The 25,865-nt window shown below is 59.7% G+C and carries 21 protein-coding genes and 3 pseudogenes; 10 read left to right on the top strand and 14 right to left on the bottom strand.

The window, feature by feature from the left end; translation table 11 throughout:
• The first annotated feature begins 53 nt into the window (after nucleotides 1-53).
• The gene (locus V1289_RS22350) at nucleotides 54-299 is read left to right on the top strand and encodes a hypothetical protein (RefSeq protein WP_334398872.1); all 246 of its coding nucleotides are present in this window, start codon (nucleotides 54-56) and stop codon (nucleotides 297-299) included.
• A gap of 105 nt (nucleotides 300-404) precedes the next feature.
• Here the strand turns inward: V1289_RS22350 and V1289_RS22345 are convergent, their stop codons facing one another.
• Nucleotides 405-1,025 (bottom strand): response regulator transcription factor, encoded by a 621-nt coding sequence (locus V1289_RS22345; RefSeq protein ID WP_442896054.1) that lies wholly within the window; start codon nucleotides 1,023-1,025, stop codon nucleotides 405-407.
• A gap of 588 nt (nucleotides 1,026-1,613) precedes the next feature.
• On the opposite strand from V1289_RS22345, the pseudogene V1289_RS22340 reads away from it, so the two are divergent.
• Nucleotides 1,614-2,017: pseudogene (locus V1289_RS22340) on the top strand (hypothetical protein).
• Here the strand turns inward: V1289_RS22340 and V1289_RS22335 are convergent.
• The 5 genes from V1289_RS22335 to V1289_RS22315 form a co-directional block, all read right to left on the bottom strand.
• Complete coding sequence (locus tag V1289_RS22335) at nucleotides 2,001-2,207, bottom strand: hypothetical protein (RefSeq protein WP_074271834.1); 207 nt, start codon at nucleotides 2,205-2,207, stop codon at nucleotides 2,001-2,003. The pseudogene V1289_RS22340 and the gene V1289_RS22335 overlap by 17 nt on opposite strands.
• A gap of 63 nt (nucleotides 2,208-2,270) precedes the next feature.
• Nucleotides 2,271-3,275, bottom strand: a complete 1,005-nt coding sequence (locus V1289_RS22330; RefSeq protein WP_334398869.1) for a glycoside hydrolase family 3 N-terminal domain-containing protein — start codon at nucleotides 3,273-3,275, stop codon at nucleotides 2,271-2,273.
• Between the two features lie 62 nt (nucleotides 3,276-3,337).
• Nucleotides 3,338-4,906 (bottom strand): GMC family oxidoreductase, encoded by a 1,569-nt coding sequence (locus V1289_RS22325; RefSeq protein WP_334398868.1) that lies wholly within the window; start codon nucleotides 4,904-4,906, stop codon nucleotides 3,338-3,340.
• A gap of 1 nt (nucleotide 4,907) precedes the next feature.
• Complete coding sequence (locus tag V1289_RS22320; protein WP_334398867.1) at nucleotides 4,908-5,468, bottom strand: gluconate 2-dehydrogenase subunit 3 family protein; 561 nt, start codon at nucleotides 5,466-5,468, stop codon at nucleotides 4,908-4,910.
• A gap of 108 nt (nucleotides 5,469-5,576) precedes the next feature.
• Nucleotides 5,577-6,227 carry a TetR/AcrR family transcriptional regulator gene (locus V1289_RS22315; protein WP_334398866.1) on the bottom strand — a complete coding sequence of 217 codons (651 nt, stop codon included), beginning with the start codon at nucleotides 6,225-6,227 and terminating at the stop codon, nucleotides 5,577-5,579.
• A 98-nt stretch (nucleotides 6,228-6,325) separates the two neighbouring features.
• Here V1289_RS22315 and V1289_RS22310 point away from each other — a divergent pair, with 98 nt between their 5' ends.
• Nucleotides 6,326-7,612 (top strand): HlyD family secretion protein, encoded by a 1,287-nt coding sequence (locus V1289_RS22310; protein ID WP_334398865.1) that lies wholly within the window; start codon nucleotides 6,326-6,328, stop codon nucleotides 7,610-7,612.
• Nucleotides 7,551-9,167, top strand: coding sequence for an MDR family MFS transporter (locus V1289_RS22305; protein WP_334398864.1), 1,617 nt, complete (start codon nucleotides 7,551-7,553; stop codon nucleotides 9,165-9,167). Before V1289_RS22310 ends, V1289_RS22305 begins: the two co-directional genes overlap by 62 nt.
• Before the next feature lie 28 nt (nucleotides 9,168-9,195).
• On the opposite strand, the gene V1289_RS22300 is transcribed toward V1289_RS22305, so the two are convergent.
• Nucleotides 9,196-10,569, bottom strand: a complete 1,374-nt coding sequence (locus V1289_RS22300; protein WP_334398863.1) for a hypothetical protein — start codon at nucleotides 10,567-10,569, stop codon at nucleotides 9,196-9,198.
• Between V1289_RS22300 and V1289_RS22295 the strand changes: the two genes are divergently transcribed.
• The 5 genes from V1289_RS22295 to V1289_RS22275 all read left to right on the top strand — a co-directional run bounded on the left by V1289_RS22295 (nucleotide 10,523) and on the right by V1289_RS22275 (nucleotide 15,917).
• Entirely contained in the window at nucleotides 10,523-11,335 is an 813-nt protein-coding gene (locus V1289_RS22295) for a nucleoside 2-deoxyribosyltransferase (RefSeq protein ID WP_334398862.1), read from the top strand. The genes V1289_RS22300 and V1289_RS22295 overlap by 47 nt on opposite strands.
• Before the next feature lie 251 nt (nucleotides 11,336-11,586).
• Nucleotides 11,587-12,651, top strand: coding sequence for a tyrosine-type recombinase/integrase (locus tag V1289_RS22290; RefSeq protein ID WP_334398861.1), 1,065 nt, complete (start codon nucleotides 11,587-11,589; stop codon nucleotides 12,649-12,651).
• 1,005 nt (nucleotides 12,652-13,656) lie between these two features.
• Nucleotides 13,657-13,869 (top strand): helix-turn-helix domain-containing protein, encoded by a 213-nt coding sequence (locus V1289_RS22285; protein ID WP_334398860.1) that lies wholly within the window; start codon nucleotides 13,657-13,659, stop codon nucleotides 13,867-13,869.
• Entirely contained in the window at nucleotides 13,866-14,267 is a 402-nt protein-coding gene (locus tag V1289_RS22280) for a hypothetical protein (RefSeq protein ID WP_334398859.1), read from the top strand. Before V1289_RS22285 ends, V1289_RS22280 begins: the two co-directional genes overlap by 4 nt.
• 75 nt (nucleotides 14,268-14,342) lie before the next feature.
• The gene (locus V1289_RS22275; RefSeq protein WP_334398858.1) at nucleotides 14,343-15,917 is read left to right on the top strand and encodes a DNA primase family protein; all 1,575 of its coding nucleotides are present in this window, start codon (nucleotides 14,343-14,345) and stop codon (nucleotides 15,915-15,917) included.
• A gap of 59 nt (nucleotides 15,918-15,976) precedes the next feature.
• Here V1289_RS22275 and V1289_RS22270 read toward each other — a convergent pair whose 3' ends face one another.
• From V1289_RS22270 to V1289_RS22260, 4 genes and pseudogenes are all read right to left on the bottom strand, one after another.
• The gene (locus V1289_RS22270) at nucleotides 15,977-16,255 is read right to left on the bottom strand and encodes a hypothetical protein (RefSeq protein WP_334398857.1); all 279 of its coding nucleotides are present in this window, start codon (nucleotides 16,253-16,255) and stop codon (nucleotides 15,977-15,979) included.
• 722 nt (nucleotides 16,256-16,977) lie between these two features.
• A complete protein-coding gene (locus tag V1289_RS22265; protein ID WP_334398856.1) occupies nucleotides 16,978-17,532 on the bottom strand; it encodes a WD40 repeat domain-containing protein in 555 nt (184 codons plus the stop codon).
• Nucleotides 17,498-18,187 carry a WD40 repeat domain-containing protein gene (locus V1289_RS49785; RefSeq protein WP_442896053.1) on the bottom strand — a complete coding sequence of 230 codons (690 nt, stop codon included), beginning with the start codon at nucleotides 18,185-18,187 and terminating at the stop codon, nucleotides 17,498-17,500. The genes V1289_RS22265 and V1289_RS49785 overlap by 35 nt, the downstream gene beginning before the upstream one ends.
• A 116-nt stretch (nucleotides 18,188-18,303) precedes the next feature.
• A pseudogene (locus V1289_RS22260) lies at nucleotides 18,304-19,413 on the bottom strand (NB-ARC domain-containing protein); the annotation flags it as partial.
• Between the two features lie 532 nt (nucleotides 19,414-19,945).
• Here V1289_RS22260 and V1289_RS22255 point away from each other — a divergent pair.
• Nucleotides 19,946-20,191, top strand: coding sequence for a recombinase family protein (locus V1289_RS22255; protein ID WP_442896192.1), 246 nt, complete (start codon nucleotides 19,946-19,948; stop codon nucleotides 20,189-20,191).
• Between the two features lie 310 nt (nucleotides 20,192-20,501).
• Here the strand turns inward: V1289_RS22255 and V1289_RS22250 are convergent, their stop codons facing one another.
• From V1289_RS22250 to V1289_RS22240, 3 genes and pseudogenes are all read right to left on the bottom strand, one after another.
• Nucleotides 20,502-21,848: a matrixin family metalloprotease gene (locus V1289_RS22250; RefSeq protein WP_334398852.1), complete on the bottom strand. Its 1,347-nt coding sequence runs from the start codon at nucleotides 21,846-21,848 to the stop codon at nucleotides 20,502-20,504.
• A 154-nt stretch (nucleotides 21,849-22,002) separates the two neighbouring features.
• Entirely contained in the window at nucleotides 22,003-23,463 is a 1,461-nt protein-coding gene (locus tag V1289_RS22245) for a clostripain-related cysteine peptidase (RefSeq protein ID WP_334398851.1), read from the bottom strand.
• A gap of 2,100 nt (nucleotides 23,464-25,563) precedes the next feature.
• Nucleotides 25,564-25,782, bottom strand: a pseudogene (locus V1289_RS22240) (tripartite tricarboxylate transporter substrate-binding protein); the annotation flags it as partial.
• Nucleotides 25,783-25,865: the final 83 nt, after the last annotated feature.

Genomic DNA, 25,865 nt, shown 5'->3' with positions numbered 1-25,865 from the left:
CATCGACCGATAATGTTGAATGGTGATAGTTGCGTGGACGAAGGAGTAGTCCCATGTTCACGTTTGAAACGAGCGATCAGAAAGTAGTGCGGCGATTCCGCATCGCCCAATTCAACGGCAGGACCGCAACCTTCCGGTCAGCCGACGCGGCGATCACCGGGCATGTTCGATCGATCGTGGAAAACAAGTCGAGCATTCCGGCTGCGTGGGTTATCACGATCATCCCGGAAGGGCCGAAGCCCGGCATCGCCCTGCGGCCAGCGCCTCGCGTTCGCGCATTCGCGGAAGATTATTTCTGAGCTGCAGAGTTGTCGGCCATCGCCGGCGCTTCCACCGACAAAGCCTGACGGCGCGGCGTTCGCCTGCGAAGCATCGGCGCCCGGGAAAAATTGCTGAAAGAGATCTCAGGCCGGCTGCAGCAGCGCCTTGCGGACAAGATCCGCGGTGTTGCGGGCGCCAAGCTTGCGCATGGCTTCGGCGCGATGGCTTTCGAAAGTCCTCGGGCTGATATTCATCCGCGAGGCGCCTTGCTTGTTGGAGCATCCTTCGCTGATCAGGCTGAGCACCTCGCGCTCGCGCTTGGTCAGCGGCTTGCGGCCGGATTCCGACGAAATCACCACGCCCGGCGCCCGACCACCATCCTTGGCGCAGTCAGCTTGACCTTCCGTTCCCTGTTTGCGATCGGAGGCAGGGCTTGCCTGAGGATGACTATCCGAAATCTGCTTCAGCATGGCGCAGACGCGTTCGGTTTGTTGAAACGCGTTCTCTACCACCTGCTGCAGGTAAGTGCGATTGCCCGATGCTTGCGAAAGCTGTTGGCTGTGCTGCTTGATCTCGTTCAGGTAGAGCAGCAACGCCGTCAACGGGCCGTTGAGCTGACGCGCGATTGCAGCTCCGGCCTCCTCCATCGCCCGGGCGCGAGCAAGGGACATCTGCACGATTTCAAGGTTGTCTTCGAGAGACGTGCTGTTTTCCATCCACTTCGAAAAGTGCGAATCACCGGCGCGATGTTCTTGCTGAGACATATAAGGTTTTTATCGGTTCCGGGCTGGTTCAAAGGTTAATTTTTCAGACGGTAAGAATACGGGGGGACCACAGCCACCCGGGGGCAGGAATTTCCGGACATCACCAGCAAATTTGCGAAATGCGACGGCGGCGGGCCAAGCCACCGTAGTTTTACGGATCGGAGAAATGCGCAGATCGAGGCGGGTCGGCTCACGATTTCACGGGGGACTTCATTTGCTTTCTTAATAGCTGACGTCCGTTTCTTTATGGCTGAGCGGACTTGCGGGAGGCAACCGTGATGCAGCGCAATGCCTGCCGGCCAATCGACCGCGATTGCTCGAACGTCATTCGGCGGAAGCCGTGAGCGGTGGTCGAAAATGGCCGCGACGGGTCAGGAGCGCCGCAGCGTCAGAAATTTTTCGAGGAATCGACCCGAAGTGACAAACCTGAACCACCAATATGCCAGCCGGCGCGTGTTCATCAGTCCCATCCTCGATCCCGAGATGGCCCCGCACGCCGTGATTAGCGCCGAAGCCGGCGCTCGCCTGTGACCTGCTTCACATTCGCTGCAGAAGCGTCGGGCGTTGACACGGGATTGATCGCGCCCCATGGCACAAACGGCGGCAGCGCCTGCGGAAAACGCCGCGCCCGCGGCCGACGATGCGGTGATGCTCACCGTGTTTTGAAGCACGACCAGTCGCGCCCGCTCGGCGAACTCAATGCCCAGTTCGAGCGGCAGGGTTCCTACAAGGCCTTCCCGCAAGCCCGCATCGAAGTCGTCAGCTGGTATGTGATGATGGGGATCGATCAGATGGTGACGCTGCGGCTGCGGGCGTCGCGGCTTCGCGAGGTCAACCGCCTGTTCGAAAACATGGCCTGCGGCGCCTATCGCACCGAGTTCTATCCGACCTATGATTGCAGGGCGGTCGGCATCGCCGCGCACGACAAGGCGCAACAGGCAGGCGCCGAGCCGTCAGAATGGCAATGGCGGCGGATCAGCCGAGCCGGCTGATCTGCTCCTCGGTCACGACGCGCTCGACGTTCTCGGTCTTGCTCTTGATGCGGTAGCGCGGGCGACCGTCCGCCTCAATCGGCAGACAGGTGACAATGGTGTAGACGCTCCGCTCCTTGACCGTCGCGCGGCCCTGCGGCCCCTGCAACTGATGATGAACGTCGTCATTGATCGCGAAGTTGTGGGCCATCGTCTGTCTTCCGGTTGAAAAAAGGCTTTTAGTCTCAATGGCCTCGTAAGGCAACAGCCGCAGCTAGGCAATTAGAAGCGCCTTTCGTTTCCGCACCCGCTCGATCGACGCTTCTGCGGCCGAAACACCCCAGGTTCCATCGTGCAGCGACTGTTGAATGGACGCCGCGACCCCGGCCATTTCCTGCTCCTGGTCGAGCAGATTGTTGCCGATGCACAGCATGTCCATGCCGGCTCTCAGCGATTGCAGGCTGGCCTCCCGGGTTCCAAGCGCCTTCTGCAATCCCTGCATCTGCATGTCGTCGGTGATCAGCAGCGTATCGGGCAGCCGCCGGCGCAAACGGCCGAGGCCTGCCGGCGACAGCGTCATCGGATGGTTGGGATCCCATTGCCGGACGATGGCGTGGCTGACCAGAACCGCGTCGCCGAACATTTTCGGCGCCAGCGAGTAGAACAGCGCTTCCTGTTCGGGGCGCATCGCGTCCGAAATGTCCATGAACTCCTGATGCGAATCCACCACCGCGCCGCCGATGCCGGGAAAATGCTTCAGGCAGAGGCCGATGCCGGCCTCGCGGGCGATTTCGCTCATCAGCAACGCATTGGCTTCGACTTCGCCAATGTCGGCGGAGAAGGCGCGCTTGATCTTGCCGATGTTGGGATTGTCCGGATTGTAATCGACATCGATCACCGGCGCGAAATCATAGTGGATGCCGAGTTGCCGCATCTCGGCAAAGCTGGCGGCCAGCGTTTTGCGCTTTTCGGCCGCGGCGAGACGATTGAATTCCCTGGCACTGGGAAGCGGCTTGAATCCAAGGCCCTCTTTGAGCCGCCGCACCAATCCGCCCTCCTGGTCGATGAACACCATCGGACCGGAAGGCAGCCGCGAGATCTGCTCGCACAGACCGCGCAACTGGTCGGGCGATTCGATGTTGTTGTCGTATTGCCGGGTCTGGCAGGAGTAATCGAACAGGATGACGCCGCCGAGACCGTAGCGGGCGGCAAATTGCTTCAGCCATTCCGGGATGACCTTGCCGAAGAAGCCGAGGATGAAGAGTTCGCCGATGGGCATCTGCTGCTCAGCAATGGAATGCCCTGATGTCGCCGGGCGGAGATCTATTAAACCCGATCGCGCTAGTTGGTCAGCGTGCTCCATTGCGACGCCATGTGCTCGGCGCCGCGCTGCGACAACGCAAATATCGTGAACGTCGGATTTGAGGCGCCCGCCGTCGGGAAAATGCTCGGCCCCGCGATCCAGAGATTCGGGATTTCATGGCTTTGACCAAAACTGTTGACCACGGAGTTGTCGGCCCTCGTCCCCATGATGGTGCCGCCCATCAGATGACTGGTCGGGATCGCGCCCCGCGCCGACCACGCCTCCCTGGCGCCGGCTGCCTTGGCCACTTTCAATCCCTCTTCGAGGTTGGCGTTCCAAAGCGCGACCGCATCTTCGTCGTAGCTGTGGAACAGCTTTCCAAGCGGCATACCGAATTCGTCTTTTTCGCCCGTCAGCTCGACGCGATTTTCCATCCTCGGCTGTTCCTCGCCGAAGGCCTTGATTCCCGCGAGATGGCGCGCCGCCTGCTTCATGTAATCGGCGAGTTCGGGCCCGAACAGATCGGCGCGGGAAACCGCGAGATCGGTGGTCTTCAGTGCGAAACCGGCGGTGATGAAGGAGCTTCCGAACGCGCCGGGATGGCTCGTCTTGGGGTAATGCTCGTAGGACATGTACTGCACGGCAATCGTGCCCATGTGGTTCTGGGTGTCTTCGTCGAACATGCCCCAGGTCGAGGCGACGTGATGCGACATCATGAACTTGCCGACCAGGCCGCTTGAGTTGCCGAGTCCTTTTGCATGCTTGTCGGTTGCGGAATTGAGCAGCAGCCGCGGATTTTGCGCCGACCAGGCCGCCAGCACGACGACGTTCGCTTCCTGAACCTGCTTGCCGTGCTTGTCGTCGTAATATTCGACGCCGGTGACGCGGGTGCCGGCCGGGTTGGTCAATATACGCGTCACCGTGGAAAGCGCGCGAACTTCGGCGCCGGCGCTGCGCGCATTGCCGAGATAGGTGATTTGCGGATTGGCCAGCGCGCCGATCGGACAGCCGACGTGACACCAGCCGTCATAAAGGCACGCGGGCCGCCCATGATACTCCACCGAATTCATTCCGACCGGCGCCGGCACCATGCGGATGCCGGCCGCGTCAAAACCCTTCAGCCAGATGTCGCCGTTCCTGAACGTCTTCATCGGCGGCATCGGATAGGCCTCGCCGGCCGGCCGCCATTTCTCTTCCGCCCTGGCATCGCCGGAGACGCCGGTGTCGCGCGCGACCTTGTCGTAGAACGGCGCGACGTCTTCGTAGGCGATCGGCCAGTCGTGGGCCCGGTTGTGCTCGCTCTTGACCCTGAAATCGGTCGGCAGCAGACGCGGAAAGTTCGCGAAATAGTGCAAGGCCGCGCCACCGACGCCCCAGCCGCCCTGGGCGGCGTAGGTCATCGGGTTCTTGCCTTCGAGAAGGATGGGTGCGCCGGCAGGCTTGATACGCCGCCCCCAGATCTCGGAACTGATGAGATCCGAGAGCTCCCAGTCCGGACCGGATTCCAGCAGCACGACTTTCTTGCCCGCTTTGGCCAGCACCGATGCATAGACCGAGCCGGACGCGCCGGCGCCAACGATGACGACGTCGACTTTTTCGTTGCTCATCTCACCACCTCTTCTCAGGTGGAATATGCGGCATATAGGGAATGCCGAGCGCTTCGTAGCCTTCCATCGTTCCGTAGACGACGTCGACCGCGTCGGCGCGCAGCACGGCGTAGACCAGCGCGCCCGGCCGTCCAGTCCAGCCTTCGACCTTGTTCTGGCGCATCAGATCGACGAAGGCGCGCTGATCGGCCGTCGAAAGCAGCACGAAGTCACGCCCGAACATCTTGTTGCTGCCGGCATCGACCGCCACGATCGCAGAGCGATAGAAATCCGCAAAGGGCGGACGGAAGTTGAAGATGCGCGCCTGCAGCAGCGATTCGGTCGGCGGCACCGAGAGTTGCTGATCGATGAAGTGGGCAATGCCGGCCTCGCGGGCGGAAGGCACCAGCGTCTCGCCGAGCGCTTCCAGGGCTTCGCCTTGATGACCGTCGAGCAGCCGGAGCGGAACGCCACGGGCCCTTGCCTCCTGGGCCGTCATGATGATTTCGACGCCACCGACCGCAAATGCCAGCGCGCCCACGGTCGCGCCTTTCACGAAGCCGCGCCGGCCAATGCCTGCCATCGCCATCTCCTCCCGGAGTGATCTTTTTGTTTTTCGCAAAGGTTGCAAAACCCTCGCGTCAATACTGGACGGCTTCAGCCCGGAGTCAAGCGATCGATGGCGAAACCATCATACCCGGCAGCCCCGCAAAAACAGTTTTGCGCAACGACGCAGCCTTGCTTCGGTCTGCGAACGCGGCGGCAGCGGCTGACCGCCGAAGATCGCAGCGCGTTGCGGTGCCGAAGTCGCCATGCCGAGCAGCATGCCGGCGGCCTCGTCGACATCGTCGAGAGCAATCAGCCCACGCTTCTGCTGCACCCGCAGCCAATCCGCCAGCGCGGTGAGCGTGCGCTGGGGGCCGTTCCGGTAAAACGTTGGCGCAATGTCGGGAAACTTGCCGGTCTCCTGCAGCACCATGCGCTGAAGCGCGACGACTTCCGGATCGAGCGCCAGATTGGCGCAAGCCATCAGTGCGGCATAAAGCGCCTCCTCGATATCGGCATGATCGACGGCGCGCAGATTGACGTCGGCGAGAAAGTGATCGAGCCGATCGGCGACCATGGCTTCGAACAATGCCGCCTTGTTCGGGAGCAGCCGATACAGCGTTTTCGTCGATACCCCGGCGCGGCGCGCGACCGTGTCCATGCTGGTCGCGGCATAGCCGTTGCCGGCGAATTCGTGCCGCGCCGCCTCGAAGATGATCTGGCGTGTCTCGTCGTCGGAGCGGACCTGCGGACGGCCCCGGCAGCGGCGTTCCCCGTTGGTGTCGATCTCAGCCATGCTTTTAGATGATGCCTGTCATTCTATTGACAGTCCCAAGGTAAGCTCTATTTTGGAAAATATCAAGTTTCCTAAATCGGACTGCAGGAGCAAGCGCCATGAACCAGCACTCCCCCACTTTCGAGATCGAGCGTCCCGTTGCCGCCGAAAACGTGGCGCGGGGCTTGCCGGGCCTGCTTGAAAAGGAGGGCGCCGAAGCACCGGCTCCCGCCCCGGCTCACGCGAAAAAGTTCAATTTTCGCAAGCTGTTGATGGCCAGCGCGGCGGCCGCTGTGCTGGCCGGCGCCGCCTGGTACGGCTGGGACTATTGGACGGTCGGGCGGTATCTGGTTTCGACCGACGACGCCTATGTCAAAGCGGACAACACCACCATCGCGCCGAAGGTTTCAGGTTACCTCCACCAGGTGCTGGTCGGTGACAACGAGCACGTCACCGCGGGCCAGATATTGGCACGGATCGACGACCGCGACTTCACGGTTGCGCTCGATCAGGCCAAGGCCGACGTAGCGTCGGCCGATGCCACGATCGCCAGCAAACAGGCCCAGCTCGGCGTTCAACAAGCTGTAATCGACGCAGCCAAGGCGACCATTGAGGTCGACAAAGCGACGTCGACTTTCGCTGCCCAGGAGAACAAGCGCTACACGGATCTTGCCAGCACCGGTTACGGCAGCGTGCAAAACGCTCAGCAGGCGCAATCGCGCAACGCCGGTGCCCAGGCCGTGATCGCGCGCGACACCGCCAGCCTTGCCTCTGCGCTGAAGCAGGTTGATCTGCTCAAGGCCGAGCTGGTTCAAGCAAAGGCAGCGCTTGCGCACGCGGAAGCGGCGCAGAGCCAGGCCGAACTCAATCTCGGTTACACCACCATCGTTGCGCCGATCGACGGCGTCGTCGGCAACCGTTCGCTGCGCACCGGACAATTCGTGCAGGCCGGCACCCAACTGATGTCGCTGGTCCCCGCCACCGACGCTTACGTCGTCGCCAACTTCAAGGAAACGCAGCTCACCGATGTCCGTCAGGGCCAGGCGGTCGATATCGCCGTCGACATGTTTCCCGGCCAGATCGTGCACGGCCACGTCGACAGCATTGCTCCTGCGAGCGGCCAGGAATTTGCGCTGCTGCCGCCGGACAACGCCACCGGCAATTTCACGAAAGTCGTGCAACGCATCCCGGTGAAGATCGCGCTCGACGGCAGCAATTCCCTGGTCGAACTGCGGCCGGGCATGTCGGTGATCCCGACCATCGAAACCCACTCGCAAACAGAGAACCGCCGCGCTGCGGTCGCCGCATCGAAAATATCAGCCACGGTTTCCGGAGTGTCATGCCATGTCAAATCCGATCCAGTCAGCCTCAATATCCGCGCTTCCGACCTCGCCCGCCAGATCTGAAGCGGCTTCCGTCGATCGCGCCAGCCTCACCACCTGGATCGCCGTGTTCGCCGCCATGATCGGCTCGTTCATGGCGATCCTGAACATCCAGATCACCAACGCCTCGCTGCTCAATATCGAGGGCGGCATCGGCACCGGGGTCGACAATGGTTCGTGGATATCGACCTCGTATTTGATCGGCGAGATCGTGGTGATCCCGCTGACCGACTATCTCAGCCGCGTGTTCTCGTTCCGCCGCTACATGCTGGCCAGCGCCGCGCTGTTCGCCCTGTTCTCGGTCGCCTGCGCCTTTACCCACGATCTGCCCTCCATGATTGCGATGCGCGGCCTGCAAGGCTTTGCCGGCGGCGTGCTGATCCCGATGGCGTTCACGCTGGTGCTGACCAAGCTGCCGAAACCGCAGCAACCGGTCGGGCTTGCGGTATTCGCGCTGTCCGTCACTTTCGCACCGGCGATCGGTCCCACCATCGGCGGCTATCTCACCGAAAATTACGGCTGGCGAACGATTTTTTTCGTCAACGTGATCCCGACCGCGGTCATGGTGAGCGCGCTCTATCTGACGCTGGAGCGGCAGCCGATGCAGCTCAAACTTCTCAAAGAGGGTGACTGGGCCGGCATTTTCACGATGGCGATCGGGCTGTCGGCGCTGCAGACCGTGCTCGAGGAAGGCAACAAGGACGACTGGTTCGCTTCCCCCTTCATCCAGCGCCTGGCGGTAATCGCGCTGGTCAGCCTGTCGCTGTTCATCTGGATCGAACTCACCACGGCAAAACCGCTGATCCGGCTACGGCTGCTGAAGCAGCGCAATTTCGGCTTCGGCACCATCGCCGTGACGCTGTTGGGCTTCGCGCTGTTCGGGTCGGTCTACATCCTGCCGGCCTATCTGGGCCAGGCGCAGGGTTACAATGCCGAGCAGATCGGCGAGGTGCTGGCCTGGACCGGCCTGCCGCAGTTGCTCCTGATTCCGCTGGTGCCGAAGCTGATGCAGCGCTTCGATTCGCGCTACATCGCGTTCACCGGGCTGATGATCTTCGCCTATAGCTGCTTCATGAACACGGCAATGTCGCCCGACTACGCCGGCGATCAGCTCTGGATTCCCAACATCGTGCGCGCGATCGGCCAGGCCATGGTGCTGACCCCGCTGACCTCGGTGACGACAGGCGACACCGCACCGCAGGACGCGGCGGCGGCGTCCGGCATCAGCAACATGCTGCGCAATCTCGGCGGCGCGATCGGCACTGCGGTGCTCGCGACCGTCATCACCAGGCGCGAGCAGTTTCATTCCAACATTATCGGCCAGTCCGTCACGCTCGGCCGCGAAGAGGTCCGCAACCGGATTGCGCAGACGACCGATTTCTTCATGGCTCACGGCGTACCGGACCCGGCGGCGGCGCATCAACAGGCGATCATCGCGCTCGGCAAGGCGGTGAAGCATCAGGCCCTGGTGATGGGTTTTAGCGATACGTTCGCCGTGATCGGCGTGGTTCTGGTGCTGGCCGCGATGGCGGTTACGCTGACGCGCAAGGCAAGAGGAAGTGCCGCCGGAGCGCATTGAGAGGCTCCGGAGGTCCGTCAGATGTCGCTCATTCCACCTTGCGCGACATCAGGCGCACATGCGTTGGTTCGTCGAGTTCCTGCCGCAGCGCCGGCGCGATGTCCTCGACCTTCAATTGGCTGAGCGTGCTCAACGACATCTGACTGCCGATCGAGCCACCCTTGAAGTTCAGCCTGCCCCACTCATTGGGTATCGCGCTCAGAACGGTACGCGTGCCGTCGTTGTTGATATCGGCCGACACTGTCGCAGTGTCGATAACGTTGCTCCGGTTCCAGTCGATGCTGCCAAACGCCGGCACTTCGACGAATGAACCGGCATTGACGTCGAAGAAGATCGTCGTCGATTGCGCCAGCAGCGGGTCGTGTCCCAGACCGTTCGGCTCGCTCAGTCGGTTCTCGTCCAGCGAGGGAAGCGCGAACGGCTGGTAGCTGAACACCCGGCGGCCGTTCAGCATGATGCCGATGGTCTGAAAGGAATAGTTCATGACGCTGAGGTGATTGGGTTTGTAATTCACGTCATCGACGCTGCCGTGGTGGAGGCCCAGATCGTGCCCGAGCTCATGGATGAAGGTTCCGATTTTCTGATCGTTGGTACCTCCGGCACCATTGTTCCACCTGCCGAGGGTGACGACGAAATCCGAATTGGGAATGTTGAGCGCATTGCCGCTCGATGTTCCCTGGTCGTAGCCGTTGGCCCAGATCATGTAGTGGAAGACCGGTGCCTGCTTGACGTCGAAACTCCCAGCTTTCACCGCGGCAAAGGCCTGCGCCAACGGAATCAGATCGTCCTGATAGTCGATCTTGTTCCCCGTCATCAAATGGATGGCGATCCCCGGCCGGCCGTCGGGATTTTGAACGGGAGCGGCCGCGAACGCAGCGGTGATTCCGGCCGTGACCACACTGTTGGGACCAAGCCCGTTGGTCGCGGTCGACCGCTCCATGTAGTCCATGACGACGAACAGATCCTTGTGCAGGGGGCTTGCGCCCAACGCGCGCAGGTCGATGCCGTTCACGCCATGGACCTCCCATCCGTCGGGCAGGCCATCGCCGTCGGTGTCGGGATTGTTGGGATCGGTGCCGAGCGCGCGCTCTTCCACATCGGTCAACCCGTCGCCGTCCGAATCCACATTGGCATCGGCTTTGGCCGCGTCCGATTGCAGCGTCTTGAGCTGGAATCCCTCAGGCAGTGCGAACAGACGGGCGCCCGATCCACCGCCCGGCGGCACGATAGTTCTATTCTCTAACTGACGCGCCGCCGGCTCCGAGATTCCCTGGGCCATCGCCGGGCCGCCGATCAGAGCCATCAGCGCGAAGCCGGTTGCGAGATATGGCGGGCGGAGATTTGGGAGACAGCGGATGTATCGGCCGTTCTCGTTCACGTGGAAAACAAGAGATGCAAGCATGCTCTTCCTCCATCGATGGCGCCGCGATCGGGCGGCGGCGACCTTTGGAATATCAACTTGCGCGGGTGCCGACAAGAGACTGACGACCAACGCCTATTGTTGGAAGCACCACAAAGGCTTTCGAGAAATCCGGCGTAGAAGCTGCCCGATGGCGCCGTTGTGCTTCGGACCGCCGGGTTTTCGCCTATGCTCGGCGGTGCGGATTCTTTTTGTGAGATTTGTCATGACAGCGATAGCCTATCTGGCCGGGCCCGATGTGTTTCTTCCCGACGCGGCCGCGCACGCCGCAAGGAAGGTGGAGATATGCCGGCGATCAGGCTTGCGCGGTCTGCCGCCCCTCAATGGGGACGTAGCGACGGCCGCGAAGCACCTGGAGGTCTGGCAAACGATTTATGAAAAGGACCTCGCGATGATGGAACGATGTGACATCATCATCGCCAACCTCACGCCGTTCGCAAGCACGTCCGCCGACGCCGGCACCTTGATCGAGGTCGGCTGGTTTCTCGGCAAGGGCAAGCCGATCTTCGGCTATTCGAACTCTCCGGAGAGTTTCGAGTCCCGGATGCGGCGGCAACTTGGCACGGGGCATGCGGAGTTGGGCATCGAAGGCTTCCATCTGCCGGACAATCTCATGATCGTCGGCGCGGTCCAGAGCGGCGGCTACCCGATCTTCGTTCCCTCGGATGGCAAGGCGCGCGGCCTCGAGGCGCTGGATGTGTTCGAGGCATGCGTGGAGGCGGCCGGGCGCGCCGCGCAGAAGTGCTAGCGAACGGGTGGCGGAGAGGGAGGCCGACGAACGACGGTCCAGATGCGTCCGTCCATGACCGCTAAGCTTCTAAATACATTAATAGTTTCTGGGGCGAAAGCGTCAACCTGTCCGTGGCCGTCTGGCGCTGTTCACCTCTAACCGCATCTTACTTGGGGACTGAATTGGGGACCGGGCTGTTCGACGCGGCAGAGGGGCGGACCTTTCATGAGCAGGCTCATCCAGACCTGGGGTCCGTATAGGACCCTGTCATGGCCGCCCACCTCACCGCTCGAAAAGTCGAAACTGCCAAGCCCGGAAAATACGGCGACGGCGCGAACCTTTACCTGGTTGTTTCCAAGACTGGCGCCAGGAAATGGGTACTAAGGTTCACCTGGCGCGGTCGGGCGAAGGAAATGGGCCTCGGAAGCGCCGCCAGCGTCACCCTCGCCGATGCCCGCGAGAAAGCCGCCAGCGCACGGCGCAAGATTGCTCAAGGCCTGAACCCCATTGACGAACGCAAGCGCGACGATGGCATTCCCACCTTCGGCGAGATGGCCGATGACGTGCGGGAAACGCTCTCTGCCGGTTTCCGGAACGAGAAGCACAGGGCTCAATGGAAATCCACGCTGGAGACCTACGCCGATCCGTTGCGCGCCAAGCCGGTGGACACCATCGCTACCGATGACGTGTTGGCAGTCCTAAAGCCGATCTGGACGACGAAAGCCGAAACCGCCTCGCGGGTGCGCGGGAGGATTGAAAAGGTTTTGGACGCGGCCAAGGCTAAAGGCTTCCGCGATGGCGAAAACCCCGCCCGCTGGCGTGGCCATCTAGACCACCTGTTACCGCGACAGTCGAAACTGGCACGCGGTCATCACGCCGCAATGCCGTATGAAAATGTTGCGGCCTTCATCGCAAAACTTCGGAAGCGGGAAGCATTAGCTGCGCTGGCGTTAGAGCTGTGCATCCTAACGGCGGCCCGGTCCGGCGAAATCCTGGGAATGCAATGGTTCGAAATCGACCTCGATAAGAAAATCTGGACCGTCCCCGCTGCCCGCATGAAGGCAGGCCGCGAACATCGCGTACCTTTGTCGCCGCGTGCCGGCGCGATCTTGTGCCAACTTGAAAAGCTTAGGGAAGGCGATTTTGTGTTTCCCGGACTGGCCCCGCAACAAGCCGCTTTCAAATATGTCCATGGAGATGGTCCTCCGCCGGATGAAGGTCGAAGACGCGACGGTGCACGGATTCCGCTCCAGCTTTCGCGATTGGGCTGGCAACGTTTCCAATTTCCCGCGCGAAGTGGTGGAGACGGCGTTGGCCCACGTCATCGGGGATAAGGCCGAACAGGCGTACCGCCGCAGCGACGCCTTGGAAAAGCGGCGAAAGCTGATGGACCAATGGGCTGCTTATTGCTCTACGCTCAGGACCGGCAAGGTCGTTGCGCTTCGGCGTTAACTCCGGCCCCCTGGGGGCTGGAGGATGATCGGGCTGCTAACCGGGCTTGGCGCCGCGCTTAAACTATCCGTAGCCGACATTTTTCAACGGATCGCATCGCAATCACACTTTGGTAACAAACCAAGTTAATCTCCGTTTAACACCCTGGATGCTCCATCCCTGCACGTACGCGGATGCGGACGTGTCCGCGAAGTTCGTGGAGGTCAATATGAGGTTTACGGCAGATCAAACAGTGTCATCAATGGTCGGCCATGCTGACGCGATGGCTTTGGTCGACTGGATCGAACCAATAAACACAATGGATGCAGGTCAAATTCTAATTAACCGACTTACGTCACGCGAAGCCGAGGTATTAGAGCGGCGCATTTACGACATACTTTCCGATCCTACCGGACTTCCAAACGGTAAGAATAGGCGCGAAAAGTTGACTGCAGTCGAAGTCCGAAAGTTTAAGTCGGCACTCATTTACGCGGTCGAACATGCTGCGGTTTGGGCTGCTCACGGACCACTACCCAATCGCTTGCAAGGGGCTGGAAGACCCCCGGACAACGCTGTCCTTCTATTAATTGATGACATTATTGATGCGTGCAAAGCGAGTGGCCTGAAACCCGGACTCCGCTACGTCGCGGGCTCGGAGAGCCTACCCGTGCATTTGTTCATTGAATTGGCCCCACTACTATGGCCGGGCTCCACAAGGGCTCCGCGCAAGCTTTTCGAGCGATGGCAGCGCGTGCGGCCGTCTCTGTTCCGCAGATAGCGGCATCGGACTGAGGTCCTTCGTTTGAGGTCAATCTGCCTTGGGAATTAGGTGCATCTATTCCGTCCGTCCCAACGTGTAGACACGCCTGTATCCGCCGGGATCACCCCGGCCAACGTAGGATATCATTATGGAAAGATCACTCGCATACAGCATCGCCGAGGCGTGCTCGCGATCTGGCATCGGTCGCACAGCAATCTACGACATGATTAATGCCGGGCAACTTACCGCCCGCAAACGCGGGCGCCGAACTCTGATACTCGCCGATGACTTACGGCGATGCTTGGAGTTGCTTCCCCCGATCAAGACAAAACCAGTCTGCGCGCGGGAGAAACAGTCATGACCCAATCAAAAATGAAACGCGAGATAGACGAGGCGGAGCGAGCTATGATCGCGACGGACCGCGCCGGCGAATATCTGTACCAGAACCACCGCGATCATGCCGCTGAGATCGCGATGAGGGTGATGTATAGGTTGGCCCTGATCTGGAAAATTGAAAGGGACTGTAGGCTCATTCGAGACCGAGACGATCCAAGACTCGCTTTCCACATCACCAACGAATACGTGCACAGGGTTCACAATAAGGTCGCCGAGCTTCCCTCACCATCGCAATCAGACGCCATTGCTGAATACCACGTTATGGCACTACTGGCTGAGTTTGAGCCTGACCGCGCCTGGTTAACTGCACACAATATTTACCATACCTCAGTGCGGTTTCCGCCCCACAGATTTCCGTTTTGAGCTCGGGCCTTATTTGGCGGCCCCCAAGAGAATATGAGCGATGCCGATCCTCGATAACTGCAAAAGAGTCCACCAATGGAAAATAGCGTACCAAACCAGACGAATGCATCTCAACAAACATCGGCGATCAATGTGGCGGGCGACTTCCGCACCGACTGGGGAAATGCACGCCGCCTTAAAGCCCGACACGGCGCTGATATTCACTACGTCGACGAATGGAACACCTGGATTGTTTGGAATGATACAACAGGGCGATGGGAAATTGACCGCAATGGCGCCGTGATGCGTCTCGCAGAAGAGACGGTTTTTGCCATTTTCAATGAGGCGCTGACCCTCAACAGTCAAGCCAATCGGAATGAGTTGCTTAGACACGCAATGCGAAGCCAGTCCGAAGCCCGCCTAACGGCGATGATTAATTTGGCGCGAGCCGAGGAGGGTGTGACCGTTTCTGCCGAGGTGCTTGACGCGGACCCATGGCTTCTCGGGGTTCAGAACGGCGTGATAGACTTAAGGCAAGGAACGTTTCGGCCGGCCCTCCGAGAGGACCTGATTACCAAATGCGCCGGCGCGTCTTTCGATCCTAATGCTGTTTGCCCCAATTGGGCGCAGTTCCTGCAAACAGTCACCGGCAACGATGCTGATTTACAATCATATTTGCAGCGCGTGACGGGTTACGTGCTAACCGGCTCAGTTCGGGAAGAGGTCATCTTCATACCCTACGGCACAGGCCGAAATGGGAAATCCACCTACCGCGAAACCGTGCACTCTTTGATGGGCAGCTACGCTCTTGCCGCTGACGCTAATCTGCTGGTTGAACGAAAAGTGCAGGGCGGAGCGACAGAGGAGATCGCCCGCCTCAAAGGCAAACGCTTTGTCGCCGTCAACGAGACAGCGGAAAATGATCAGCTCAATGAGGCCCGCGTGAAGTTCATAATCAGCCAAGACATGATCACCGCGCGAAATCTGTATGGCCACTTCTTTGATTTCTCTCCGACGCACAAGGCGTTCGTCACCACCAATCATAAGCCCATTATCCGCGGCGCGGATGAAGGTATTTGGCGGCGCGTACACCTCATTCCCTTCCTGATTGCAATTGCCGCAAGCGCCGTTGAAAGGGATTTCCGGGAGCGCCGCCTGGTGCCCGAGCTGTCCGGTATCTTGAACTGGGCGCTTGCCGGGCTGGCAGCGTACTTGAAAGAGGGCCTTAATCCGCCAAAATCAGTGCTCGCGTCCACGCAGGAATATCGCTCGGATATGGATGTGGTCGGTCAATGGATGCAGGAACGCTGCGAACCAGACGCCCACGCGACCATTGCGACCGGCGCAGCCTACAACGATTATAGCTTTTGGGCTAATGAAGAGGTCGGCTGGGCACTTAGCAAACTCAAATTCCGGCGGCACCTGGGCGACCGCGGCTTCACATCGGCAAAGGGCACCGGAGGAGTAAGGCTGATTGCCGGCCTGCGCTTTAAGCTAATTAACGGTCCCGGCCCGATCGGGACAACAGACGATGGAAGCCAAGTCTACGACGATGGCATTCGCCCTGCACTCGTCGAGGAAGCCAACAGTTCTTCAACCGGTTCGACCGAATTAGAGCGCGGCCAGGATGATCCTTCCCCCGGTGACGGTGGCGGTAGTGGCGGTCCATGAGTCTTTTTGCAGATCTTTTCCAGATAACTCTCACATGGGGAATTTCTGTAAAATCGGCATTAAGCGCCACTCGCGCCACTCATACGGTGCAAGCCGCCCGCTTCTATTTGCGCCTTGTTAAGGGGTTGGACGGAAACCTCGCGCGACAGATGGTTGCTGAACAGCAGAAAACTTTGGATAAGAGGACGGTCATGTCTTGGATAGGCAGGCTGAGAGCAGCAGACGCCGAACTTGCAGCCAGAAATTCGGAACCCTGGCTTGTTCGACTTGTGCGCGTGCGCGGCAAAGCTGGCAGCGATGGTGTCGAAAGGATCGCCACGCAGGCGCTGTTTGATCATCTCGAAGTCCTTCAGCGCAATCGAGGAGCGGGAGCGTGCCGCCGCCTGGCCCGGGTTATGCGAGAGCTAGGCTGGACTGCCGTGCGAGTTCGAGACCTCTCGCGCGGCGGCTATGTCGAAAATATTCGCGGGTACTGTCGAAAACCGTAGCTTCCGCGGCGCGGTCAACCAAGGCGTGCCTCAAGGAAAGGTGAAAAGGTGACTGTGGCGCAACCAGCCTAGGCCACTTGGCAAAGCGTTGCGAAGCTGGTCGCAATTTGCTCATGCCAAAGGAGGCCGGACGTGTTGAAGAGGAATCCGGAGTTTGCGGGGAGCCTGAATTGATCCAGCGTGAATGGGTGAGTAGCAACGCAATAATTCCAAGGCAACTATCAAGTGGGCTGATCGGTGGCCGCAACCCATTAAATCATCAAACCCCGACCCATCGAAGTGACGCCGTTGAACGGTGTTGTGGTTCGATGGCTCTCCACCTTCGCCGCAAGCCGAGGACGACGTCGATGTCTGATGAGCATCCGACGGGCTATTTCTCCGGGGACGGCGTCCGATGGTGCTATGGTTTTATAGGCATGCAGGCCCACGTGGCGACTGGCTTTGCCAGGTCGACTTACTGGCGGTGGTTGGTCAATGTCCGCTTCGGTGGCGCATTACTCAAGTCGGACGTTGCACTACGCCGGCCTCCCATGAGCAGACTAATGTCGGCTACTGGCGGAGGTCTCGGGGTCTCAATTCACTATCTCCAGCCAGTGCAAGCCCCCAACGGCGTCACCAGCAACGAGGCGCCCGTCGTGCAACGCGACAATTCCTTCGATCGGGGCGTCGACCTCCAGGCGTGTGACCTCACGGAGTGTGCTGACGTCCCAAATTCGGATCGTGTTGTCCCGGGAGCCTGAGGCGAGCCACCCGTCGGGCAGCGGACTAAGTGCGGTGACCCAATCCCGGTGCCCCTCGAGGCGACCGGTTTCGGCACCGGTGTTAACGTCCCAGAGCCGGATCGTGTTTTTATCTACAGCAGCGAGACGTCCATTTGACAGCACGCACAAGACGGGACATCCGCAATCAGGCACATCGATACGGGCGGTCTCGGTACCGGTACTGAGGTCCAACAATCTAATAGGATTTTGCTGGTGGCCCGAGACGAGCCGCCCATCGGGCAGCATGCACAGCGCGCAAACCCTACCGAAACCCGCCCCAAGACTGGCGGTCAGAGTGCCCGTCTTCACGTCCCATAGCTGAACTGTGGTGTCATCTGAGCCGTAGATCGATTCGCCGTCCCACATAAATCGGTCCGCTTGGAGAGCCCGAGGCGAGCCCGCCGTCGGGCAGCACGCACAGCGCGCCGATACTGCTCGAACACCCTACCAGGCGGGTCTCGCCGGCGGTCTGTGCTTGCCAAAGCCGGATCGTGCCATCATCCTCGGAGCCTGACGCAAGCTGCCCGTCGGGCAACACGCACAGTGCGCTGACCGAACCCGTGTGCCCCTCGAGGCGACCTGTCTCCGCACCGGTCTCGATGTCCCATAGTCGGATCGTCCTGTCGCGAGAGCCCGTCGCGAGACGCCCGTCGGGTAAAACGCACAGCGCGACAACACGGTCCGAATGCCCTTGGTGTTTGACGGTTTGAGCATTTCTGACGTCCCATAGTCGGATATCTCGGCCGCTAACGCCTGAGGCTAGCCGTCCGTCGGGCAACACGCACAGCGCCTCCACACCAGGCAAGTCCCCATGGAGTCGGGCGGTTTCGGCACCAGTCTCGACGTCCCACAGCCGGATCGTGTTGTCTTGACCGCCGGAGGCAAGTCCTCCGTCGGGCAGTGCGCAGAGCGCGCTGACCAAACCCGTGTGCCCTTCGAGGCGACCGGTCTCCGCACCGGTCTTGACGTCCCATAGCTGGATCGTGTCGGAGCCGGTGGCAAGCCGCCCGTCGGACAGCACGCACAACGCGACCACAGCAGCGCCCACTCACCAAGACGAGCGACAAGATTGCCCAGATCAAGACTCCGAGCCGCCGATTGGTCCACGGGTAAACCCCAGGCGAGCAGATTCAGCGCCTCTTGCTCCTGCATCGCATCGACGGGTTGGCGGACCGTGCCAGCAGGCAGAACCTTGTCAATGCGTGTGGTAACGAGCCGAGTCGTGTTGGGACCGCCCTGAAGGAACGGGCGCAAATCCTGCTCACGCCAGGCGTCATCGACGATCATGAGAATATGCCGGTCGCCTAAAGCCTCGTCGAGGGCGGAGGCGGCGGCGTCAATCGTCTCGAGTCCTGGCGGCACGCCCGTCAGGCGCGTTATGAGATCGGAGATGATCGACAGCAAATTTTCGGGCTTCGCGCCCAGCTCGACCCAGAGAATGCCGTCGAAGTAGGCGTGCCGGATGTCGGGATCATGCGCAAGTACCTTAGCTAAGGTCGTTTTGCCGTAGCCGCCGGCACCCTGCAGCGCGGCGGTGATAGCGACAGCATTGCCCTTTTCATCGAGGAGCTGTTTCTTGAGTGCCTCAAACTCTAACGGCCGCTGCACGAAATCGGCCGGTGGCTTGGGCGCCATCATCGGGCTGCGCTTCTGTAGCGCGGGGGCGGAAATCTCTGCGTCTGAAGTCGTCGGAGGTGACTGCATAAGCTTGCTGATGAAGTCGCGCGTGCTCTTGTAAATCAGAGCCTCTCGGCTTTCCGGCTTGCAAATCTGAATGTGGTCAGCGTCTATGGCGATCGGTTGTGCACTGAACAAACCAGGGTCGGCCGAACCGGAATCGACTGTTGTCACGCCATGTAGGGCAATAGTTTCAAAAAATACGCGGTGCTGGATGGAGCACCGCAGGGACCAATCACGATACCAAGTGTTGAGGTCCCGAAGCGCCGGGTCGTTTTTGATTAGGCTCTGTGTCGCCGACGACACCCTGAATACTGTTTTGAATAGACCCAACACGTTAGCTAATTGCGAGCCGGTGTGCGGGGTCGCCATAAACGCGACTCCGCGCACTCTCTTGAGAAGTTCGGCAGCCTCTCGGCGGCCTTGTTGCATGTCGTTGGCTTTGCGCAGCAGCTGCTTGACGACCAGCCCACCAAGGCTGTGGCAGACAAAAACAATCGGGGCATGTAACTGTTCAAGATCGACAAATAGTCCTTCCAAAACGTTTCCCGCCCCATCCTGCAAGGGCATCGACGTGCCTTGCCAGTTTGAAACGGCGGCCGGATAACCGACGGAGAAGACCGCCAGCCCTGGGTTGTCTTCCGCCAGCCAGCGAGGCCACGACGCCTCTTCGCCGGGCCTTGCGCGCCAAGTCCCGAAAGCGTCACCCCCAAGCCCGTGCACAAAAATTGCCGTTCCACGTGGCGTACCAGAAGGGGCTGCAATCTTGTGGAGTTGGCTCATTCGGTCAGCATGCCATTTCGTGGGATCCAAGACAAAACGAAGCTTAGCAATCTTCACACGAAGTATGCGCGCGATGATGATCTAGATACAGCGGATTCGCGCCCGTTTTGCGATGTCCGAACTGAGACCGGTCACTCCCTCGAGCGGCCATCCATCTTTTACTAGTCATGCGCTTCTCTTCGGGCAAAACTGTCGAGCGGGTCTTGAACGATGGCCGAAAAATATTTCACCATAACACCATCCGACCATAGGTTACCCCAGAGGTAACTGCGTTTGATGGTGTTATGGGTTTGATGCCCACGGGCCCCCGTGGCGACGAATTCGTACCAGCGGCGCGTCCGCTGCCAACCGCAAGGAGCTTGCCAAGGTGTTGGCTAAGCTGGAGCCAGGCGACGTGCTTCTAGTCACCAGGCTCGATCGTCTCGCGCGATCGACACGCGATCTTTTGAATGTGCTCGACAGCGTGAGCAAGGCCGGCGCGCGGGGTTTCCTTCCTAGAGCCCGGCTCGCGCCGCGTCGGTGTCTGCTGCCGACACGGCCGGCCGGGGAGGACGCTCCGCCCTGAACGTCGACCCACACAGCCTGCACGCTAGAGGCAGGCCATCTCTAGGACATGGCCCCTGCGCGTCATGAGCAGCCTGGTGGACAGGCGGCACAGCTGGGACCGGCCAAGCCCGCGAAGCTTTGAGCGGGCAGCGATCGAAAGACACACCTCGCCCGTCAATTCAGGTGCGGGGTGCGAGCTTCGATCCCCCTACTCCGAATGGACAGGGCCCGCCACCCGGCCGGCGGGCGTTCGGATGTTTCGGAAATATGGAGTCTAAAAAAGTCGATGTAACTTTCGGATAACCTTCGGCGCGCTAAGGCTCAGTCTGTCAACGGACGTACGGATGCGAACGCTTGGATCGATTCGCGCCGCTCGAAGCTCTTATTCTTTTCCCGCGCCGATCGTGCAGGAGAAATGACTCTGATCCTGCCGGCGTGGTGGATCGATTCCTCAGCAGTTGCCCGATGGTGTTCTCATCGATGCATCGAGCTCTTTCGGCGCTCGATGCCATGATACTTTTGCCCCCATCGAGGTGCCTCAACCCGATCCAGTGTCCCATTTCGTGAACCAGCACTCGTACAAAATCGATTTCTACGGGCCCCATCCCCACGTTGCTAACTCCCTTCCCCATTCGAAAGCGGAAATCGCGCGTGTTGAATTCCGTCAAGGTGGAATCTGCCCGGCACGCAATGATCTCCGGGTCGGAGCCGCAGTAAGTTGCACCGTTGGGCCGGAATTCGATGGCGATTCTTGCACGTCTTTCCCTAGGCAGTAGATTGGGTCGACACAGAGCTTTGTGTATCGATGTGAGGACGGCCGAGTCGGCAATCCGAGCTGGATCGATGGCACAAAACGTCTTTATGGCTTTGTCGAACGACTTGGCCGACACATACGGCTCTAGGCTTTTGACGCCTTCGACATTCGAATTCAAGGAGGGACGGCGTTGTAAGAGTTCCTCGAAAGACTTGGGTCTTGCGTCCGGGAAGTACTGACGGTTTTGGATGCTGGAGACGAGCGTCTCCTCGGCATGCTTGGCATTCGACACTGCAATCGCCGCCTCAGACGAATCCAGCCAGAAACCAATGGAAGAACGAACGAACGCCTCGTTACCGATCCAGATCACTGCAAGATGATCCGGAGGACATTCGCGGCAAGCTGCGACCCAGAGGGCTGCCGCCCCCGTGATTAGGTCCTTGACGGCATTTCGCTGCAGGGAGTCCAGGTCTTGATCGCCGCTGGGCAAGGAGACCTCAAGAGCGACGCGTCCTGCAAAGCCAACCTTGCGTTTGGGAGGCGGCTTTCCCACCCAATTCTCGCAAAAGAGTGCACTGATCGCAGGCGCGAGCGGCGGCCACAAGCCCGCAGCCGCGTCCGAGGGGTCGAAGGATGGATCTTCGATCGCTACTCTGTTCCCAGCGGCTCGCGGAGCTCCGACCAGCTCGATTTGCCAGACCGAACGCGGCGGAAGTCTGTCGTCCTTAGCTACCAACACGCCAGCGCGTGGCGACCATGATATGGGACCGCAGATAGGAGAGCTGTCCGAGCTTGCGCGTTCAAATTTGGAGCGGATCGTGACCTCATATGTATTCTTGTCCATTGGTGATCCAGCCAAGAGGATTTCGGCGCCAGCCTGGACCACACGCAAATGGGTAATCGCCCGCTTCGCCGTCGGCAAGACGATCTCATCTATCGCAGACGGCGTACGGAGCTCGGTCGGAGATACAGCGCAGCTAGGTTTCGACTTGGGAATGACTGAGCTTGGGATTAGTTGTCCAACAGCCGGGCCGGCAGCCGCCACACAGACTAAAAGCACTGCACTCAAAGCCGGACTATTTCGTGCCCAATAGCGCATACAGAAGGTCCGACCAACTTTCATTGCGTACGAATTCAATCGGCCGATCAGTGTTGTTTTTCAGATAACCGGTGTGGAAGTAGTCATCGTGGAAATCCTCCAAAGTGCGCGGGTAGTATATCGCCAGACCCTGTGAGCCGTAGAATTCGTCCCCCAGCTTTCCTTGTGAGCGCGTGCTGGCGTAATTCGCCAATATCGAGCTGCGAATAGCCCCCATCACCTTTTCGGCCTGCAACTGCAGTTGCGGCGACCCGGTTTTGGACCGGAAGCGCTGCAAGAGCGTCATCAGATCGATGGACAGATATGATGGAGGATCGTCCCACTCCGCATACGAAGAAAGATCACGACGCGCAGATCGCATTGCCGACAATGCCGAAGGGCCGCTCGCGCGAATCATGTTCGACAGCTTCGTCATCTCCGATGCGGCCTCTCCGATATGGGACAGATCCAGCGCCGAAAGCGTGGTGTAATAGCTGTTGCCGTAATGTGTCCTGTAGCTGTCGACGATCTTGCTGCCCAGATCGGCTGCACTCATCGTCGGCGAAGAGACCAGCTCGCTGACCCATTTTGCATATTGCCATCCGTCGCCGGGTTCCAGCTCTTCGCTGGCGATCATGACCTTCGACGATCGCTGGAGCGCATAAGCCGTCTCCATCATCGACATCAGGCAAGCATCGAAACCGACGACGTCCAGTTTGTCGGATCCTTCGAAATTGGCAGCGATCGCACGCTGTACGTCAGCATTGTAGAGGATCGAACCGGTGTCTTGATCGCTTGAAACCGCCCGGAAGCCGCCGATAGCGCCGCGTCCGGGCGTCGGAATTGGTATCTTCGTCGGGACCGCGCCGGTAACGGCAGTTGCTTTTCTGACAGCCAGCATCGCGAGCATCAGTCTATAACCTTGGCCGTGATTCCAGACGATGAGCATGTATCTCTTTGCTGGATATCTTCCCTTCGCCCATCGGATAAAATCTGAAAGCACCTCCGGTCGACCCATATCGCTTGCGGCGCCGGCCGGGACCTTTTCTATGGCGGCGCGAGGCTGAGGTGCCATGTCCTTGTCTATGAGAAAGCGATAAACGCCGGCCCAATTGCCATCGCCTCCTTTCGGTGTGCTGGGACGCCCCAATTCAGCTGCGAGGGCCACCTTGTCAGAACCCCCGACGCTGGCCATGGCATGGAAATTGTTGAGAGCGTCCTGTTCAAGATTATTCTTACCGTTCATATAGATCATCACCGTCCATTCGCGAGCCGACGCTCGATCCGGCTCGGCAGATACGGCAATCGGCGCCGTGAGCACCAGGAACAGCAGCGCCAACCAAGAGGAACGTTTGGCGGCGCGCCGCGAACGAGCCGCTCCGCCCGTTGCTCGCGCCGGCAGTGGGAAATACCCGTCCGCCCCCTGAACGGCTTTGTGTCTTGGATGCCGGGCGCTCACGATTTTCTCCCTCCTTTGGCTTATGATCGTTGAGGCGCGGCCTGCGATCACGGTTGTTCGCCGGATTCGGCCATCCGAAGACCGTCAACCTTGACGAAAATTAAATTGCGTGTCTATTTTAGAGATAGGCCGTGAGGTTTCCAGAAAAGGGCTTATGCGAACCCTTTTACGGCATGCGGTGGCGACTTCTTTCATTTGTTGCCCGGCCTCGTGCGTGCACTGGGTCGGGGATGTGCCGGTGGTCGATGATCAAGTAACTGCCGCCAAAGCGACCGGGTGCAATGGTCCAGGGGACAAAATCGGCAACTTCTACATGCAGGTGGGGTTCGCGAACGTCTATTCGGCATGCGAAGTGCTTTTACATTCCAGCAGGATTCCCGGCCGCCATCTTATTCTAAGCCGCCGACGAATTCCACCGTGTTGCCATTGCACTGAGCCGAAGAGGGACCATGCTTGATAGGCGATCGTTAATGACGGGCGTCACGGCGCTGCTAGCGAGCCCTGCCTGCGCGGTTCCGAGCCCGGACTACCGAGAGTACTCGTTCCAGGATTACTTCTCCCCTGGGCGGCGCGGTCCGTACCCCGGCGATCCCGCCGACATCACGAAGGCAGAGAGGATTGCGACCTCCCTGCCTACGCAGGGCCATTTCGAGATCATGCAAGCGCTATCGCAAATCAACGATGTGGGCTCGACGGGAGAGGCCTTCAATGAGAGATGGAAGCGTTTCGCCAATCCGCTGATCGTCTTATTCTTCCATGAGATAGGTTATAAAAAGACTCCATATCCGGGAGATTGCACGCCTTGGTGCGCCGCGACGACTTCCTTTTGCTTGAAGCGGGCCGGACGTTCTATTCCGCACGATCCTGCGTCCTCTCAAAGCTTCCTTCACTACGGCGACCCGGTCTCCGAACCTCAGCATGGCGACTTGTGTGTATTTACGGATATCGGGGACCCCGTCCACGGACATGTCGGGATGTTCGTGAGCAGAACTGTCGACAGCGTATCCGTGTTAGGCGGCAATCAGAGTGGTCACTCGGCAACTGGGTGCGGCCCAGGATACCGGCAGAGCAAAATCGCACCTGTAGAGTATCCAATTAATCGAGAGAGGAAACGGTCCGTCGGTGTTCACTATCTGGCCGCCTACGTACGACCCAAATAGCGACAGTGCCTTCGGATTTTTGCGCTTCGTTCTGATGTCTGCAGCCGAGCACGTAACGTTCGATTTGGCTGTCCGCGTTGCCTCCGTCTCCATTGCACCGACTCGGTGAACGCGTTGCTGCGCGACTTCGGCATGCAGTTATCGAAGAAGACGCGATGAGATCTTGCCGGCAAGGCGGAAATCCCCGATAGGGGGCGATCTTATTATTGTCTGCGACAGCAAATGCCCGGTTTCGGTGTTCGAGCGAGCTTTCGATCTCCCAGTATCTGGATCTGGCCCGTCTGAGACATGCCGCTATTTCGCTTTTCGGCCGTTTTGGGGCCCACAGCGGATATCAGACTACCGGCATAGCCTTTGACCATATCACCATCACACTTAACGATCACGGCGAGCTGTACGCGCTGTCATGGTTTGATGGTCTAGAGAGGGGTGCTTGTCAGTACCGTTTGAAGCGCTTTGGCTCTGCACCATCGTTGATCAATTTCAGCATCCAGCCTTCGCGATTGAGCGAGGGGTCCGATACAGGTTCAAACCCCAGCCGCCTCTGATAAAGTCGAACGAGAGCACGCTGCCGGCGTTCAAAAGCTGCCTCGTTCTCCTTCGTTGTGTTGCCCTCATATTCGAGCGGGAAAGCCTTGAGGATGATTGCAGCCACGCCGCGACGACAAACACGCTGCAGCAGGCTATTTACGATCGTCCATGTGGCCTGGCTATGTGATGCGGTTTGGGCATCAATCGCGAGCTGCTCGAAAATGCAGAGATCCCCAAAGCAGAAGGGTGCCGGCTCGAGCAACCATGTCTCACTGCTTTTACCGCCCCAAAGTGTGGCGACGGCACAGGCAATATTGTACTCGTTTTGTGAGTCAAGATCAGCTCGCTCGACGAAGGTGTCCAGTCCGAAGCTAACGCCATCGTCATAGACTCCGCGCCAGATTTTCAGATCGGCCAGCCGCGCCACCAGCTTCGGATCCTTCAGGGCCACATTGACCGCCTTGTTGAGGATATCGATGATTTCCGGCGGCGTGCCCCTGGGCGCGGACATGCCGTAGAACACGCTCGACTCATATCCCGGCACGGTCTCGGCGATGGCGGGAATGTCGGGCACGCTGGGCCAGCGCTGCGGCGAACTGACGCCGAGTGCGCGCACGCTGCCGCCGCGTCCGCCAGCGGCTATGCGCCTCTCCTTGTGCTCAACCGCAAAAAAGACGCTGCGCTTTACGAATCCACAATGCGCAGTTTCTG

The organism is Bradyrhizobium sp. AZCC 2289 (genome assembly GCF_036924615.1).
GTDB lineage: Bacteria > Pseudomonadota > Alphaproteobacteria > Rhizobiales > Xanthobacteraceae > Bradyrhizobium.
This window is presented reverse-complemented; position numbering and strand designations above follow the sequence as displayed.